Origin of the sequence: Mucilaginibacter aquaedulcis, assembly GCF_030409325.1 — a bacterium.
GTDB classification, from domain to species: Bacteria; Bacteroidota; Bacteroidia; order Sphingobacteriales; family Sphingobacteriaceae; genus Mucilaginibacter; species Mucilaginibacter aquaedulcis.
Window position 1 is genome coordinate 752961 of record NZ_JAUFPR010000004.1, and the last position, 17273, is coordinate 770233.

A 17273-nucleotide genomic window follows, 5' to 3' on the forward strand; every position below is an offset into this window, starting at 1 on the left:
ATAGTGATAAGATTTATAAGTGGTTAAAGATAATAAATGAGTTGTTCAAATTTGCTTAAATCTGGTAGCTTCCTAGTCCCTGGCCAAATGTGGTCAGGGATTCTTTTCTTCTGAATACCGATGTTTACCTTTTGGAGCGGCCCAATGTAACAACACTGGAGCGTATCCTGTGATGTCAACATGGGGCAAATCATTATCTAGCCATTTTGATCTGCTGGAGGTAAAGTAATTCTCACCGGTATCAGAACACACACTGCCGGTAATGTGTAGCGCAGGAACAATATCTAAACCCGATTTTTCAAAAAAGTCTATTTCTTCGTCTTCAAAATCGATTGACCAACCGAAACCCCGAAGCGGATCTTCATGAAATTCATATTTAGATATAACAGTTGTTCTTTTTGCGTAAAGTACCCCGTCTAATTGTATAATTTCTGATATTAAAGGTCTGTCAGGTTTGTAAGGAAAGTTTTCAAGATAGCTTCGCTGTTTTATCAGCCACAAAGTAAATTCTTCTTCGTTTTCGGGAAATGGCATATGCTCAGTTAACCATTTATTTAATACCTCTACATTGCCATAAGCTGAAACCTGAATTATTCGATCATTAACCACGATCCCAAGAGTAGTGGAAATATTAAAATCCACCTTCTGGTTACTCATATTTGTGAATAACAGTTTCAATGCTTTTACACTTTTGCTGAAGAGTTCCCAGGATTGGGTACCATTGTGCATAATTAATGGAATATTCCAGTAATTATCCATGCTTTTGATGAGTAAAACATCTTCGGGTATGTCAATGTTTTCGCCAAGTTTCATCAATGCTTTCTTAAACTCAAGAAAATAATAATCTATGCAACGATAAGATTTTACCGAATCGTCAATTACATCAAAGGAATTGATAAACCTACCTTGATTTATTCCATCTGGGATTTTAAAGTAGGACACAAGCAAACGTAAGCCATCCGCATTATCTATAGAATAGGGTATTAATTTTTCTTTTATCGATAATGGATTATGACGCGGTGCCTTCAACGCTTCAATTTCTTTTTTTAGACCAAAATACTCATAGATAATGGGGTTGCCCCTAAGAAATAGTGTAACTAAAAGCTTCCACGTACCCAACGGAAGTTGACCATTTATTTTAAATAATTTGGTGTAAGCAGATTGTTTTCCGTAAGACTTGAAATCCTTTTCAAGACGCTCAATCATTTCAAATGTGTCGTAAGTGCGAATGGCACCATCAAAATGTTCGAAGCCTTTTGTTTCCTTATCATAAACCGTATGAACATATCTGCAATTGAAATGATCTTGATTTGTTGGCGCTTCCTCATCCATCAATTCTTCCATTTGGAAAGAGAACTTTTGTTTCTTTTTATCCCACTCCCATAAAAACTCGCTGCGACTAAAGCCGTAATAAGCTCTTTCAAATTCGTCGCAATCATGTCGTGCAAGCCCTTCCTTTATTGCTTCTATCTCATCGCTATACTTGGGGCCCCATTGATATTCAAGTTCCAGATATTCTTTAAATGATGGTGCATATCCCAATTGATGGGAATCAATTCTTAAATACAGGTCCAATCCACCATCATCTTTTAATTTAGTGAGTTCATCCAAAAAAATAGCATTAAGTGTATTATGAATCGATTCCGAGCGTCTGAAATATCGGTGCGCGAATACTGTAAAGTCTGTTTTCTTACATTTAAAAACACCCTGTCCCAAATAATCAAAATGTTCAAATAGAATAGCAAAAGGAACCAATTCATCCCGGTAGTCTTTGCTGAATAAAAAGGGATATAAATCCCTTGCTATATTATCTTTATTTGCCGTGGTACAGCTGATATTGGTAATATTACATCCCTCTATGCTATTTTTCTTTAAGAGAGCCGCAAATGGTTCCAAATACTCTTTGGAAGAAGTAAAGTATTTATTGGATCTGAAAACATTATGGTTTTTTAATACCAAACTTTCTTCTTCCTTATTAGTGGGAATGTTTTGAACTGCCAGCAGCCGGGTCAAATTCGGTTCAAGGTAAAGTGCAAATGGCTTTCCCCAACCTATCGGCTTGTGCTGGTTATGCCCATATAACATTGGAATACCTTCGTTCATCCGATCCTTTAGCATCATTTCCAAAGCGGTTATCATAATTCGGCATCCGTAACGGTCTACAGAGTCTGTACTTAATACAATTAGGTCGGTTTTCATGTTATGTTAAAAAAGAAGAGGTATTATTAAATAATATTATTGATAATGCGACATCAATCGTCCGAAGGAAAAATCGTACGTTTTCGTTTATCTACATTCCAATCAAAGCTTCCCCTTTTAGCATTTCCTTGGTATTTGAAGTAAATTTCTTCGTATGGCATACCGTCTTCCCCGTCGAATAGACAAAACAAATGGGGGCAGGAGGTAAATTCATCACCGTCTTTAATAAAATTAATGATGCTATGATAGGCAATGCGGCCAATTGCCTTTACAGGAATCACTTTGTATTCTTTATTTTTCAATCGATAATCGGCAGAGTTCCATATTGGTTCCCAATATCCGTTTTCATCCATGATAATATCAATCCCTATTCCGGGTGATAGCCAAAACTCTAAACCGTTGTGATAGGTATTATAAAAAAAGGTGCGAAAAGAAGTATTGAAAAGTCCTTTTGGTGTCGTTTCTCCAGTTCCATAAGTGTTGTCATTTATAGCACGTATGTAAACATCTTCGCTTACGAACTTGGAACTGGGATCGCCTATTAATGTTGCTCGATTTTTCGGGTTATTAAGGAATTTATGATCGATAATAGCTTTAGCTAATCGCTCTTTCATTTTAAGCCCCCTGTTCAACTTGGCAATACTCATTTTAGTTTCGGATTCTTTATTTATACCAAAAGCAATGGATAATACTTTTGGGTTGGCATAAAGATGAGTTTCGAGTGTGGTGGCTGTCCATATCTCCAATTCGTGTAGTTTTAGAGTAGAGCAATATTTTTCAATTTCATCGTGACGCTTTTTTGATAAGTCACAAGAGAAAATCAATAAAATTTTATCTGGAAATGCATTATTTTCAAGGATTTTATCAACCATTGCCTGTAGTTCATTTCCGGTTACTTTAACGTATCTTTTACATTGTATAGCCCATAATTTATCGCCCTTAGGTCCATTTGAAATCCCTCTAATATCAATTCCCCCATCAGAGCCTGTTTTGCCAATATGGTCTAATTTTTTCCATTTGAACATATAAGACAAAAGCATGTAGCAAATTTCTTCAAATCTGGAAGAATCCAAATCTGAAAAATGAAGGCGATTAGTAGTTTTGGTAGGTGTTAATTTATTATCCATAGTATTGTTATGAATTTATCTAATCATTGATTTAAAAAGACAGTTTAATATTTGACTTCAAACCGTATCATTCTGAAATTTTATTACTGAAAGCCAACGTGAAACTGCCTAAAAAAGTTCATGAGTATTTCCCTCGTTTATTCTCGCTAATCATAGTAACCACCATTTATATTATTTAATGTGTACTGTTATTTAAGAAATATTCAAGTATTAAATAGGTTATCTTTACCAAACCTGCTATAATTTGCAACGTCTTTTCATTCAGCAGTGCAGGTATTACTTTTTTTTCTTTGTTCATATTTGAATCATCCTCGATTTGACCGGACGACCAAATATCCTTATTGATTTAATGCCGATACAGTTGCAGGCAGTTGCGCAACCCTGTCTTTAATATCTGATATACAATATATTAGCTTCAAAAATTTTCTTTGTCTTTCTTTATGAGTTGCATTAAATGCAGGACTTTTTCATGGATCACCTCGATATTTTTAAGCTCTGGGCTATCCATATGGTTTTTAACACTGTCTGCGCTGATCTCACTAGATTTTCTAGTCTCAAAACCGGAGGCGATAAATTTGTAGACCTCGGCTTTGTGTTTATAGTCGAATAAGCCTTCGTCCATTAGCAATTTAAATAGATAAGACAGTTGGGAAACTGTTAAGGTCGATCTAAGCTTAAGCGAAATTGCCTGATTTTCAGTGTTGGATGGCTGGCCTCGATCATCTTGTTCGTTGATGAAAGCCAGCGCCTGTTCAAGATAGTATCCATAAAAGTAGTTGTAAAAATTTTGCCTTATCAGGGCGGAAAATTTATTTACTTCCGGCTCAAAACTCTCTTTAAATGTCTCCGGCTCGCTGGCCAATATTTTATTCAATTCCGTATTAATGAACGGATGCTCGTCAACGGCTTCCCAAAGTGATGTCTCATATTGCTCGAGCCAATTGTCCAGACCTTGCAGTGGAGTATGGGCGTTTTCCATCAATTCATCACAACTGAATTTGATCCGTTTTAAATAAGCCTTTCGGGCGGGCTCGGAAAGAAAGATCAGGTTTTCCAAGATTTCCTTTTTTAAATATTGAAGATTAGTTTTCCAGCGGTTAAGTGAGGAAATAACAGCGTCTTTGTAGGGGTAGTTATAATCAAAAGATTTGATGAAGATATCGAAATTGTCAAAATTTGCGGTTCCTTGTTCTTTCATAAGAGATTTGCGGGTTTGGTCTATAAATGCTTTAGCAGAAAGCAAGCTTTCCCGCTGGAGGCTGTTAAATATGTAAAACTGCAGTTGCAAAAGTGTTTCCAGGGGAGCCCCTGCAACTTGCGCTGAAAAATGCCGGCCCAGTAAGGGCGCAATGCCGTAGATAAGCGGCAACAATTCTAAGAAGCGCTTTTGCGGCATAATATCCTTGCTGAAGATATCCCAAACATCTTTGGTGTATTGACCGTACTTCTCGTTGTATTCATGGGATTTCCGAGCGTCTTCACTGGTCATGAATCCAATCCCTTTATTTAGAAAGGCCATTTCTGGCGCATCATAGTCAGTGGGGATATCCGGTTCTTTGTTATGATATTCGATCACACCGGCCTCATTGATGTCCAAAATATAAAAATCTAGCAAGGTTCGATAAAAGGCGTTCAATTCCCGCCATTCGAGTTTATGTTTAGCCAGCAGTGATAACGCTGCAGTATGATCGATGTACGACGACAAGTCAATAGCGTTAAACTTTTGTGTCAGCCTTTCAAGATAGACTTTTTTTGTGGCGTTGTCCTGATTTAAAATATTAGCCGCCACCTGCTCTGTGAAATTCTTATTAGCAATCGACAGAACTGACTGAAATTCAGATAATCGCCGATAACGGATATACAAATCCGAATCCGTAAAGCTTATCAAGTGAAAGAACTCTTTTTCTTTGTCAATTGCTTTTTCCATCATAATTATAAAACAATAAAGCTAACATTCGTCTGATATCTGCACTCACCAATCAAACCCTAGCAGTAGTATTATTTATTGAAATCTGATATTCGGATTTCAATATAAATGCATGACAGCCCAGCACTTTGGTGAATAAAAACCAAACAGTAGTACCCGGATTAACTTTTTCTAGCACCGACGAGTTTATACTTATTGAATTTCAAGACTGTCAAAAAAATCTGTTTCCATTGTTCCCGCTAGAACAGAATACGGGTAATAATTATTATTAAGGTCCTGCCCGACAATGATGATCCCCCTAATATTAACTGTTTGTTCCTTAAAAAGTATCTCATTAATGATTTCGTTTCTCTTTTCTTTGGTTATTCCTTTATAGGGATATCCCGCGATTACATACCTTCTCCTTTCTGGTCCGCAAGCCATCATTACCCAGTTATGATCTTTAGGCGCGTTGCCTTTCAATATTTGTGTTTTCAATTTTTCAAAGGCCTGTTCAAACATTTTCTGATCTTCTTCCGGGGCATTCAAAAGAATATAAGATGCCTGTAGCCACATTTGGGCCTTCCTTTTTTCAAATTTATTTAATAATGCTGCCCAAAATGGTGTCATCTTCAATCCAGGTTTAGGCACATCAACTCCGCGGCTCTTACCGATAATATAAGGATCAATCTCTTTTGATTTAATGGTAAGATTAATATGGAAGTCCTTATCATATTCATCATCACCAATATTAAACCCGTTGTCGAGGTAAAATGCGAAAAGGTCCATTTCGTCGCCCTGAAACTGTAAGTGTGCCTCAAATTCTCTTCGTCTGGATAAATAGTGTACCTTTTGCGCCTCCAACGGTAAAAGTTCAAATATGACCTCCAAGTCTGTAATGCTGATTGACGGTGCCAACTCTTCTAATTTGTGGCCAATAATTCCGGCATCAGTGAGCTTCTTCAGATTGCACCCGATTGGGCCGAGATTCGATAATGTTATGCCAAGCGGGACATAATATTTAATTGCGCCTGAATCGACTACGTTTATAACTTTATTTCTGGTACTGAACTTATGTATGCCTAGATTACCCTTCAGATAATTCTGGAATCGAATCGCCTGTTCCGAGGGTTCCACTACTAATTCTTTCAATGTTTTATAAAGCCGTTCAGTTGCGCCACGCCTGGCAGGTGGTGAAATTGCTCCGGATTTTGCTTCAATGATAAATGCAAAGTCATTAATAAGGACAATCAGGTCGTTTTCATATTCTTTTTTTGACTTTGGATCCCGCCAGATGCTGCCCGCTAAAAGTGTTGCGGTTGGAAAAGAATTACGGAACAATTCTTCCAACGTATTTTCAAGATATTTCCCCTTCGCTTTCAAATATAATTCTTTAAGGCCCTTATCTTTTGCAATAAGTCCCTCAAGAAGATCAACTCCTAGGTGAAATAACAGGAAATTTATAGCAGAAAAATAACTTTTCTCTTCCAGTCTGATGAACGGTTTCTGATGAACCGGGTTGTTTAAGAATATGTGATCCTTATCGTAATCTTTTAAATCACCAAATTCATAGCTTAGCTCATCAAAGATCTTTGTTATCTGCTCATCAGAACATTCTACCGCGCTTAAATTTTTCAAATCCTCCAAACAGAATGTGAATATTTCAGGTAGTTTTAAGTCCGCATGGGAGAACAGCATGTAATTTAAATTCTTCAAATTCTTACCACTCTGCTTCCAGATCGATAGTCTTTTTTCTTCATCTGTAAAATCAGCATTCGGAAAACTTGCTTCATACCTATCAAAAACTTCCTTATAGTTTTTGGCTTTAATCAGTGGCCTCAGTTTATTTAAATGTACATTCAGCCGGTCGTTGGTTAGTTCTACTGAATTAAATAATATATCCAGCAGTTGTTTCGGACTGATGCCGATTTTGTCGGTAAATTCATTTTCTACAAGAGCAGCCAAATCATAAGCTACTTTCTGCATCTGCGGTTCATATGCCCAGTTTCTTACCGCAAGCGTATGGCTCATCATTTCCATTCTCAGTGTAACACCGCGCAATTCAACTTCGTTCTTTACGTCTTTTGCTATCTCATAGTAACGGTAAGATTGATTGGTGTTGAGGGATTTCAATAATTCATGAAAATCATCAGCCTTCTCCACGAGTGGCCTGACTGAAATTGTTCGCTCATGGAAAAGAGAAAGGCATTGCAGTACTTCAATGTAAAATGGTGGAAATTCATCTTTGCCTTCAATCGCTTCCCGGTCAATACCCTCCTGATGGGCTAAAAAATACATTACCGAAAAGGACAGGAGGTATAAAGGATCAAAATCTCTAAAATAGTCAAGCAGCCGTACGTAGTCCTTTTCAAAATCCTGCGCTGCATTTTCGCCGATCTTTAACAAGACTGCCAATCGCTGATCAAAGTCCATGTCATCAGGAAACGGGTTCCTGTACTCATACATCCCGTGTTTAACGACTTCGTAAGGCTGCGGCTTTTTTACCACAGCTTTTTTCTGTGGTTTCGCTTTTTTCTTTCTTGCTCTACTGACAGGCATTAGGTTGTTTTTATTAAAGGTATACATTTCAGGCCTATTTCTGAATGGAGTAAGTCTAAAGAGATTTTATGCCGTTGCCTTCGATTCGCGCTTTCATAGCAAGCGGTTCGAGATTTGTTCCCCTGCTACTGGCCAGGCCAAAACGTAACCGAACGGCCCCCGAACCGTAAAAGTATTGCAGGCACATGTTTAAATACTAAATCAATGCTGTAAGTCTTTAGGCTATTTTGTTAGAAGTTCTTAGCTAAGATTGTCTTGATCCATAATTTTTTCGTTTAAAATCTACAAAGCCTTTCTTCGATAATTCGGCCAACTATTCACCTGTGCTATCAATGTAGTAGACTTTAACTTTGGATAATGTAATTCCACATATTCCTTAAAAGACCTAACTGTTTCCATATTATCCCATTCCATAGCTGAGAGGCAAAGCATTGGCCATTTTTTGGTATCCATCATAAAACTATATAATTGCAGATAAGGTGGTGCCTTTTCAAATGCTTGTTCAATAAGCTCATTGTATAAAGCCTTTTTAAGCACTTTTTTAAAATCCATGATCAGGTCATAGGTTACCAATTGCAGGGTACCCCATTTTATTAATTCCGCCATGTGTGGCATTTCCTTGTTATCAAAGAACAGGTACAGGAAAGTGATAAAATCGAATTCAGTCACATCACAAAGATCCTTACTGAGATAAGCGTAGTTTTTTTTAAACGCCTCCAATGAAAATCCGTCCTTCATTTTATCAATGACAAAACGGATCACTTCGTTCTCCTTTTCAATGATCTGTTCCATATCAGGCCCTTTTACACTCCCATCCGGCAACTCCAGTGCATACCTGGATTTAGAGAACAATTCGAAATAATAGCTTTTAAAAAATATGGTCTTTCGCTCAAAAGTTACCTGCACATATAAAGGATATGTAAGCTGTCCGTGAAAGTCAACCTGCTTCAGACGGTCATTCAGGTAGGATTTGTAACTGATTTTATTCACTTTTTTAAAAAATATTTTTTGATGCTATTTGGCTGTTTTTGGTGTTCACTTCTTCTAATTAACCGCTGATTATTTATCAAGCTTAATCAAAAATAAGCAAACAAAATGATGTTGCTTTCTGATTGAACATGCCAAAATTAATCATTTGTTTTGACATATTTTATTTTATCAAAACAATAATTTATATTTGATTTATGCGAAAGCAACTGCAATTCAATCAATTGCGGATTAGAGGTAGCCATTCCTATAAAGTAGCGGGTGGCGAGACATATGATTACTATTAATTTAATACAATGACATCAAATGAATTAGTTACAAAAGAGGATCTGGAAGTATTTGGGAATAAACTCCTGGAAAAAATAGAGCTTATTCTTCAGCCGGGAAAGGGACAGAGCAAGCAATGGTTAAAAAGCAAAGATGTGAGAAAGCTATTAAACATTTCACCGGGTACTTTACAAAACCTGCGTATCAATGGTACGCTTAGTTATACCAAGATTGGCGGTATGATGTATTACAAACTGGAAGATATTCATAAAGTACTGGAAGGGGGTAAACATTGAAACCAATAGTTAAAACAAAAGAAATGGCTGCCTATGCCGAGCGAGTAAGGCAAATGGGTAAGAATCCGCATCTGCTCGCTACCCACGTAAGCATGTATGCAGCTTTGTTTGTCTGCTGGCAACGGAGTGGGTATAGTAACCCGTTTCCGGTTAGCCGACAGTTGCTAATGTCATATAGCCGAATCGCATCCACCGCTACCTATCATAAATGTATAAAGGAACTGGAAACGTTTGGGTACATCTGTTATTACCCATCTTATCACCCTGTAAAAGGCAGCCTGGTTGAGTGGCCAGAAGATAAGCATGATAATAGATCGACTGATCACTTGATCTAAGGATAGCAAGATCAGTTGTTCACATGATCTAAAGATCGTTAGATATGTTGATAATCATATACGAAATGAACCCACACAACGAATACTTCGCTCCCAATAGCGAAACGCTATTTCCAAGAGACTTTAAAAACGAAGACATCTCTAATGCAATAACCTGTATGCGCAAATCAAATAATTTTATGCAGAGTAATTGTTCAAGTCCGTTTTTGAAGTTTAGCAGCAATAACTCTATCAACTTTCCTGTAGCAGCGATTTGGAGTGTGCGACAGTCAAAGCGTCCTTTTCTTCTTGGAAGAAAAGGAGCAAGCGGAAGTTGGGCAGAGCCCTACTTTGCTTGCCATTTGCGCTGCAAATGGGGTTTTGCGTATCCTCCGGGGATACTTTACCGCGTTTTTACCTGCAAAGAAGAAGAAAACAGGATACTTGGCAGTATCCTGTATAGATATATAAAGGCATATAGGTCTGTACAGCCTTATGCCAACAAATGAAATGAAGCGATGGAAGATAGCGATGGAAGATATTAATGTAAGATCAGTACGATACCCCATTGTGGTGGACCAGAAGTTTGAAAAGATCGCCCTTAAACTGGGGCGGACAAAGCGCCAGGTTTTTATTCAGATGGTCGATTATTTTTATAAAAGCAAGAAAGATCCTATGGACCTGAATGATGAACTCTTAAAAAATGCGCTGATGAAGAACCACCAGCAGTACATCGGTTTTATTAAGGCACAGGAAACTATGCTGCTCATTCCCCTCAAAACAGAAATGGATAGGGTTTCCCAATCACAGGGAAAGATCATCGACCGCTTTAATTCCGAAGTGCTGAAGCATAATGTGGATGTGTTAAATAACCTGCAAAACCATGCCAAGGCGTTCGGAGAAGTAGCCCGCGTAATGGATGCGATCTTGAAGGTTATGAAAAGTAAGGAAACGCTGAAAGAACAGTTCTTGTTTATCCTGGATGGTTATATCAGATCCAGGGAGGCTTTTGGCATGATGACATCGGGCAGGGAAAAAGATGAACTGATCGCTATTACGAAAGAGCAGATCAGGTTATTATAACGAATCAACTTTATGTTTATAAATATTACCGACAGTAAAGAAGCGGCTAACAAGGGCAGCAGCAGCGGATTGGTTCATTACCTGGAAAAAGAGAACCGGATATATAATAAGGATGAACCCGAGTATTGGTTCAATGGGCTACATGTCAGAATAGATCCATACGTGGCTATGCGGACAATAGATAACAATATCGCTAAGTTAGGTAAGGACGATGCGAAATTCTTCCTGCTTAATATCAGCCCCAGTCAAAAGGAGATCGCCTTTTTAAAGGAACAATACGGCGAGGATGGTGCCAAAGCCCAGATGAAAGGGTTTGCTGTTAGGGTAATGGATGCCTACGCACAGAATTTTAAACGGGATGGTATTAACAGCCACGAAGATCTGATCTGGTTTGGGAAGCTGGAAAACTACCGTTATTACACCCACAATGATCCAGAGGTTAAACAGGGTATTAAAAAACGGGGAGATTATAAGGAGGGCGAGCAGATGCATGTGCAGGTCATTGTCAGCAGAAAAGATGCAACCAACAAAATCAAGCTTAGCCCGATGAATACATCAAGAGGAAAGAATGAAGATCATTCTAAAAAGATGGGGCAGTTTGATCGGGTGGCTTTTAAACAGTGTGGAGAAACACTGTTTGACGAATTATTCGAGTTTGACAGACAACTTAAAGATACAATGGCTTATGCAAATGTCCAAAAAAACGGCAGCCTGGCAGAGCGGGTGCAGATGGAGACCCAAAATCAGAAAGAAGAAGCCGCATACTTAAGCACCGTCCTTAACGAAGATCGGTCCGACATGGAATTATCAGCCGGCATTCATCCATATTATACCACTATAGACCAATCTTTTGACGACTTTATCAGTCCTATCCATATCGACATCAAGGATGATGTGGATGACGAGGCTATACATGGGAGAAATCGCCATAGGAAAAGGCAGGCAAGGACCAATACACGATAATAGTCAAATAATTTTACCTTAATCTTTTTTTGATTTCTTATCCCACTCATCCTCGGGACGTAGTTTCAAATCCTTACAAAGAAAGTCCATTATTTCTGTATAGGGCACGTCAACAGCCAATGCTATTAAATAGATTTCTTCGGCTGTTGGTCGTGATTTAATATCTACATGAAGTTTGCTGATCCTGTCTTTTGATATTCCCGTACGTCTTGCGAGTTTGGCTTGACTTAAAGGTTTCCGAGACAAGTATAATCCTAATAGAGTTAATGTTTCTTTTTCCAATGAGCCTGTATTCTTAAATGTAGATTACATTAAAAGTACAGATGAAAAAAAACAATAGAAAAATCATTGCCAAATGGCGAATAATTATCTATATTTGTTGATAAATAAACTACATTAAGCGCCTATTCACTAAATAAAGCTTTTAAATGATTTAAAATAATAACAAAATATTGACACTGATTGTGTCTGGGTTTATTCAGGAGTCTCGTCGCAAAAACTACCACTTTTAACGACCACGGGAAGATAGAGTAAAGCCCATTCTTGGAATTGTGCATATATTTGTGCAATCTTTAGGGATGGGCTCTATCGAAAGTTATGGTCTGGTTCTAGTGGTAGTACCTTGCGAATAGCGGAAGATAGGGTCCTCCCTATTGTATTTTAATCTGCAATAGAGACTCATAAAATTGAATGTTTATGAGTAAAAATCAAACCAAAACTACATCCTTTTTTAGAATCGAAATCTTTCCCAGACGAGTAAAGAATGGCTATGTCTCTGATATATTGTTGCCCTTTCAAAGGCGTTTAATAAACCTTCTTAAACTGCAATTTAACCCCTCCCCAGGTATTTTCCATTTTAATAAAAAGCATTTACTTTCACAAGGAAAGAGGGTTGATAATGAATTAATTGGCTTGTCTCCAACATTGCCCTTTGTTACGCCGTTCTTAGGAACGGTAATTTTTTATCCGCTGCAAAACCCAATCAAGAATATTATCTGCTCTCCTGAGTGAGGCTTTTAAAAACGGCAACCTAAGATCAGCTTAATAGTTAATAGTCAATTTCGGGTTGCCGTTTTCCTTTTCATAGTCTTACCTGACTAATCTTTTAATCAACTCAACTAAAGAATTTCATGAAAAAAACTATACTTTTTATAGTGTTGGCCGCGCTTTGCCTTTTTTTCAGGGCGGCAGGACAAATCATAAACAAACCACCAGGTCAAATTATCACCGGAAAAGTCACCGATGAACAGGGCACCCCGCTTCCCGGAGCAACTGTCAAATTAAAAGGAAGAGCTGTTGCTGTAAATACAGCAGCAGACGGAACTTATACTATCGGACCGGTTTCTACAAATGACATTCTCCTAATTAGTTTTGTAGGCTATCAGCAAATAGAAATACGCCTATTCGAACTTCAAAAGCAACAATTCACCGTCCGTTTAAAGAACAATACAGGAGCATTGGATGAAGTACAAATAATTGCCTATGGAACCACAACCAAAAGACTAAGCACAGGTGATGTATCTTCTGTCAAGGCGGCCGATATTGAAAAACAACCTGTATCCAACCCCTTGGCCGCATTGGAAGGACGCGTACCCGGATTATCTGTCACGCAAAGCAGCGGCGTTAGCGGAGCAGGATTTAAGGTTCAGATTCGCGGACAAAGCTCCCTTTTACAGGGTTCAGAACCTTTTTACATTGTTGACGGTGTTCCATTTGTAACCGGTAATTCTGCTTTAAACCAGATTTCATCTGCTGCCGGTTCTTCTTCAAACGGCACTGGTATGAGCCCTTTCCAATTAATTAATCCTGCTGATATAGAAAGTATCGAGGTATTGAAAGATGCCGATGCAACGGCTATCTACGGCAGCAGGGGTGCTAACGGAGTAATCTTAATAACCACCAAAAAAGGTAAACCTGGATCTGTTAAAGTGAACTTCAACACCTATTCCGGTGCGAGCAAAGTGTCACGAACAATGGACATGCTGAATACGCAGCAGTATTTGCAAATGCGGCGGGAAGGGTTTAAAAATAGCGGACTTACACCAACGACAACCAATGCGCCTGACATACTGCTTTGGGATACCACGAGGTATACAGACTTTAAAAAACTATTGATCGGAGGTAATGCTCATACGACTGATGCACAGCTTTCCTTATCAGGAGGGAATGTTAATACACAATTTATTATCGGAGGGGGCTATCATCATGAAACAACCGTTTTCCCAACTGATTTGGGCGATACACACGGCTCTCTTCACTTGAGCCTAAATCATCACTCAACTGATAATAAATTGAACATTGCCTTCACCGCAACTTATGCCACAAATAAAAACAATCTCACAACGACGGACCTGAGCAGCTATATCAACTCAAACCCGATGCTGCAATTGTACACGCCTGACGGGAAGTTAAACTGGGCAGAAGGGGGCAAAGCCTATTCAAGTCTCGGTATCCTGAACCCCAACCCACTCGCTTTTCAGTATCAAACTTATGCAGGAAAGTTTAACAACCTGAATAGCAATTTACTGATCGGATATCATATCATACCTGATCTTCTTCTAAAAGTAAGCATGGGGTATAATGCCATAAACAGCAATGAGGTCGCTACTTTTCCAAGTACATCTATTAATCCCTATTCGTTGCAGCTACCTTACAGTAATTTTGCAACCCGGACATTCCAAAGCTGGATAATTGAGCCGCATGCCCAGTACATAAAAACAGTCGGTATTGGAAAATTGGATGTCCTGATCGGGGGGACATGGCAGGATCAATCCAGCAACGGCCTGACCGTAGCCGCCACAAATTACAATAATGATCTGCTGTTAAATTCCATAACAGCGGCAGGTACTATACAGAGCAATAATAGTTACAGCCAGTACCGGTATGAAGGGGTCTATGGGAGAATCAATTATAATTTACAGGATAAATATATCGTAAATATAAGTGGCAGAAGAGATGGTTCGAGCAGATTTGGTCCACAAAGCAGGTTCAGCAATTTTGCAGCGTTAGGAGCCGCTTGGATTTTTTCAGAAGAAAAATTTATAAAAAGCACACTTAGTAACATCGTCAGTTTCGGGAAACTCAGGGGAAGCTATGGTATTACAGGTAATGATCAGATCGGCGATTATCAATTCCTGGATACCTGGACACCGGTGTCGGACACCTATCAAAGTGTCAGCAGTTTAAATCCGACTTCGCTGTATAATCCGTCTTTTCAGTGGGAGAAAAATAAAAAGGCTGAGCTTGCATTGGATTTAGTTTTTTTAAATAACCGGATATTATTGTCTGCCGCTTATTTCAGATCGCTTTCAAAGAACCAGCTTGTTAACTATACTTTACCGACACAAACCGGTTTTACATCCATATTAGAGAATCTCAATGCCACTGTTGTCAATAAAGGCTGGGAGTTTCAGTTAAGCAGTAAAAACATCAGTTCACACGCCTTTACCTGGAATAGCTCATTTAATTTAACCATACCTAAAAATCAGCTACTTGCATTTCCTGGATTGGAAAGTTCAACCTATGCCGGTACCTATATTATTGGCCAGTCCGTATCGAGCAGGTTGGTTTATCACTATTTAGGTGTTGATCCGCAAACCGGCGTTTATCAGTTCCAGGATGTTAATAATGATGGAAAGTATAACCAGGCTGACAGGAACACACTTGTTAATACCGACCCTAAGTTTTATGGTGGATTTCAGAACAGTGTAAGTTATCAAAATTTTCAGCTGGATATATTTTTCGAGTTTAAAAAACAAACCGGCGTTAATTACCTGTCGAACCTTGCCGGAACCGTTCCGGGATACAAGTATTATAATCAACCTGTAATTGTCTTATCCCGCTGGCAAAATCCCGGAGATATTGCCGACATACAAAAGTTTACCAGTGCAGGCGGCCCTGCTTTAACAGCTTCCAATCTTTACCTGCGAAGTTCAAATGCAGTCTATTCAGATGCATCTTATATACGCCTTAAAAACGTATCGCTGTCTTATAGTATTCCGCAACAACTACTGAAAAAACTGCATGTAGCTAATTGCAGGGTTTATTTACAGGGACAGAATCTTTTAACAATGACCAATTACATTGGTGCCGACCCTGAAAACCAAAGCCTTTTTGTACTTCCTCCATTAAGAACAGTTACCGCAGGTATTCAACTAACCCTTTAAACATTACAACATGAAAATCCTATATAAAAAGCTGCTGCTCATTTTATTGCTGGGCATGAATTTATCAGCCTGTAAAAAGTTTGTCGACATTGCTCCCTCACCACAGTTAATAGCTACAGATGCAATTTTTTCAAATGACAATACCGCCCTTTCTGCGGTAAGCGGTGTTTATGTGCAGATGCGGTCAGGCAGCCCTTCTTTTGCCAATGGTGGTATTGGTATTTACGCGGGGCTTACTGCTGATGAGATCTACAATACCTCATCAAACTCAACCTACGATCCATATTACAATAATAATATCCTGTCAAACGATGGGAATATCAGTGATTTCTGGTCTGCGGCCTATAACACCATATACCGCACTAATGCCATTCTGCAGGGACTGGATAAAAGCAACGGCCTTACTTCTTCAGTTAAGGATCAGTTAAAAGGGGAAATGAAAGTTGTCAGGGCACTGATATACTTTTATTTAGTTAACCTTTATGGTGATGTTCCACTGATTACATCTCCTGATTATGCGCAAAATGCTATTGCCGGAGGAACGCCGGTTTCACAGGTTTATCAGCAAATGATTATTGACCTGACCGATGCACAGGGGCTGCTTACTAATACATATCCAAGCACGGGTAAGCTAAGGCCCAATAAACTAACGGCCACCGCATTACTGGCAAGGATATACTTATTTAAAAAAGATTGGGCTAATGCGGAAGCGCAGTCTTCAGCAGTCATCAATTCCAATGCTTATAGTATTCTACCTGATCTAAATGCTGTTTTCCTGATCAATAGCGGGGAAACCATTTGGGAGATAGCACCGGCAAATAATGCCGCAAACTCTGCTGAAGCAAGCGCTTTTGTTCCCGAATCATCTGATGTGGAACCAACATTTGCAATAAATTCCTATTTACTCAATTTGTTTGATGCCAATGATAAGCGCAAAACCGCTTGGCTGGGTAGCAACATTATAGGCGGTGCGACTTATTATTATCCCAATAAATTTAAAAATAGCAGCACAACTTCTATTACTGAATACAATGTGGTTTTCAGGCTTGCTGAACAATATTTAATCCGCGCAGAAGCAAGAGCACAGCAAAATACCAATTTGCCAGGAGCTGTTAATGATTTGAATATGATTCATACCAGGGCTGGCTTGTCCGCCTATCCCACTTCCATGTCACAGGCAGATTGCGTATTGGCGATACAAAAGGAAAGGCGTTTAGAGCTTTTTACAGAGTGGGGTAACCGCTGGTTTGATTTGAAAAGATGGGGAACCATAGATAGCGTTCTTGGGACTGAAAAACCTGACTGGAAACCTTATGCAGCCTTATTTCCCCTTCCTTTAGATCAGCTAACCTACAATGTTAAACTGACACAAAACACCGGTTATTAATAGCATCTGCCAAAGTTCA

General features: G+C 38.8%; 14 protein-coding genes. 8 read left to right on the forward strand and 6 right to left on the reverse strand.

Annotated elements, in window-relative coordinates:
• Positions 1-93 precede the first annotated feature (93 nt).
• The 5 genes from QWZ01_RS21640 to QWZ01_RS21660 form a co-directional block, all read right to left on the reverse strand.
• Entirely contained in the window at positions 94-2199 is a 2106-nt protein-coding gene (locus QWZ01_RS21640) for a hypothetical protein (protein ID WP_290327039.1), read from the reverse strand.
• A 53-nt stretch (positions 2200-2252) separates the two neighbouring features.
• Positions 2253-3326, reverse strand: a complete 1074-nt coding sequence (locus tag QWZ01_RS21645) for a restriction endonuclease (protein WP_290327041.1) — start codon at positions 3324-3326, stop codon at positions 2253-2255.
• A gap of 415 nt (positions 3327-3741) precedes the next feature.
• On the reverse strand, positions 3742-5256 hold the full coding sequence (locus QWZ01_RS21650; protein WP_290327043.1) for a hypothetical protein: 1515 nt from the start codon (positions 5254-5256) through the stop codon (positions 3742-3744).
• A gap of 189 nt (positions 5257-5445) precedes the next feature.
• The gene (locus tag QWZ01_RS21655) at positions 5446-7791 is read right to left on the reverse strand and encodes a hypothetical protein (protein WP_290327045.1); all 2346 of its coding nucleotides are present in this window, start codon (positions 7789-7791) and stop codon (positions 5446-5448) included.
• Positions 7792-8073: 282 nt separating this feature from the next.
• On the reverse strand, positions 8074-8781 hold the full coding sequence (locus QWZ01_RS21660) for a hypothetical protein (protein ID WP_290327046.1): 708 nt from the start codon (positions 8779-8781) through the stop codon (positions 8074-8076).
• Positions 8782-9074: 293 nt separating this feature from the next.
• On the opposite strand from QWZ01_RS21660, the gene QWZ01_RS21665 reads away from it, so the two are divergent.
• From QWZ01_RS21665 to QWZ01_RS21685, 5 genes are read left to right on the forward strand one after another with little or no spacing between them, the layout of a single operon-like run.
• Entirely contained in the window at positions 9075-9341 is a 267-nt protein-coding gene (locus tag QWZ01_RS21665; protein ID WP_290327048.1) for a helix-turn-helix domain-containing protein, read from the forward strand.
• A complete protein-coding gene (locus QWZ01_RS21670; RefSeq protein ID WP_290327050.1) occupies positions 9338-9676 on the forward strand; it encodes a hypothetical protein in 339 nt (112 codons plus the stop codon). The genes QWZ01_RS21665 and QWZ01_RS21670 overlap by 4 nt, the downstream gene beginning before the upstream one ends.
• Before the next feature lie 44 nt (positions 9677-9720).
• Positions 9721-10164, forward strand: coding sequence for a hypothetical protein (locus QWZ01_RS21675; RefSeq protein WP_290327051.1), 444 nt, complete (start codon positions 9721-9723; stop codon positions 10162-10164).
• Positions 10151-10738 (forward strand): BfmA/BtgA family mobilization protein, encoded by a 588-nt coding sequence (locus tag QWZ01_RS21680; RefSeq protein WP_290327053.1) that lies wholly within the window; start codon positions 10151-10153, stop codon positions 10736-10738. The genes QWZ01_RS21675 and QWZ01_RS21680 overlap by 14 nt, the downstream gene beginning before the upstream one ends.
• A 12-nt stretch (positions 10739-10750) precedes the next feature.
• A complete protein-coding gene (locus QWZ01_RS21685; RefSeq protein WP_290327055.1) occupies positions 10751-11701 on the forward strand; it encodes a DUF5712 family protein in 951 nt (316 codons plus the stop codon).
• A gap of 18 nt (positions 11702-11719) precedes the next feature.
• Here the strand turns inward: QWZ01_RS21685 and QWZ01_RS21690 are convergent, their stop codons facing one another.
• Entirely contained in the window at positions 11720-11983 is a 264-nt protein-coding gene (locus QWZ01_RS21690) for a helix-turn-helix domain-containing protein (protein ID WP_290327056.1), read from the reverse strand.
• 414 nt (positions 11984-12397) lie between these two features.
• Between QWZ01_RS21690 and QWZ01_RS21695 the strand changes: the two genes are divergently transcribed.
• The 3 genes from QWZ01_RS21695 to QWZ01_RS21705 all read left to right on the forward strand — a co-directional run bounded on the left by QWZ01_RS21695 (position 12398) and on the right by QWZ01_RS21705 (position 17254).
• Positions 12398-12712 carry a hypothetical protein gene (locus QWZ01_RS21695; protein ID WP_290327059.1) on the forward strand — a complete coding sequence of 105 codons (315 nt, stop codon included), beginning with the start codon at positions 12398-12400 and terminating at the stop codon, positions 12710-12712.
• Positions 12713-12831: 119 nt separating this feature from the next.
• Entirely contained in the window at positions 12832-15867 is a 3036-nt protein-coding gene (locus QWZ01_RS21700) for a SusC/RagA family TonB-linked outer membrane protein (protein WP_290327061.1), read from the forward strand.
• Positions 15868-15877: 10 nt separating this feature from the next.
• Entirely contained in the window at positions 15878-17254 is a 1377-nt protein-coding gene (locus QWZ01_RS21705) for a RagB/SusD family nutrient uptake outer membrane protein (RefSeq protein ID WP_290327063.1), read from the forward strand.
• Positions 17255-17273: the final 19 nt, after the last annotated feature.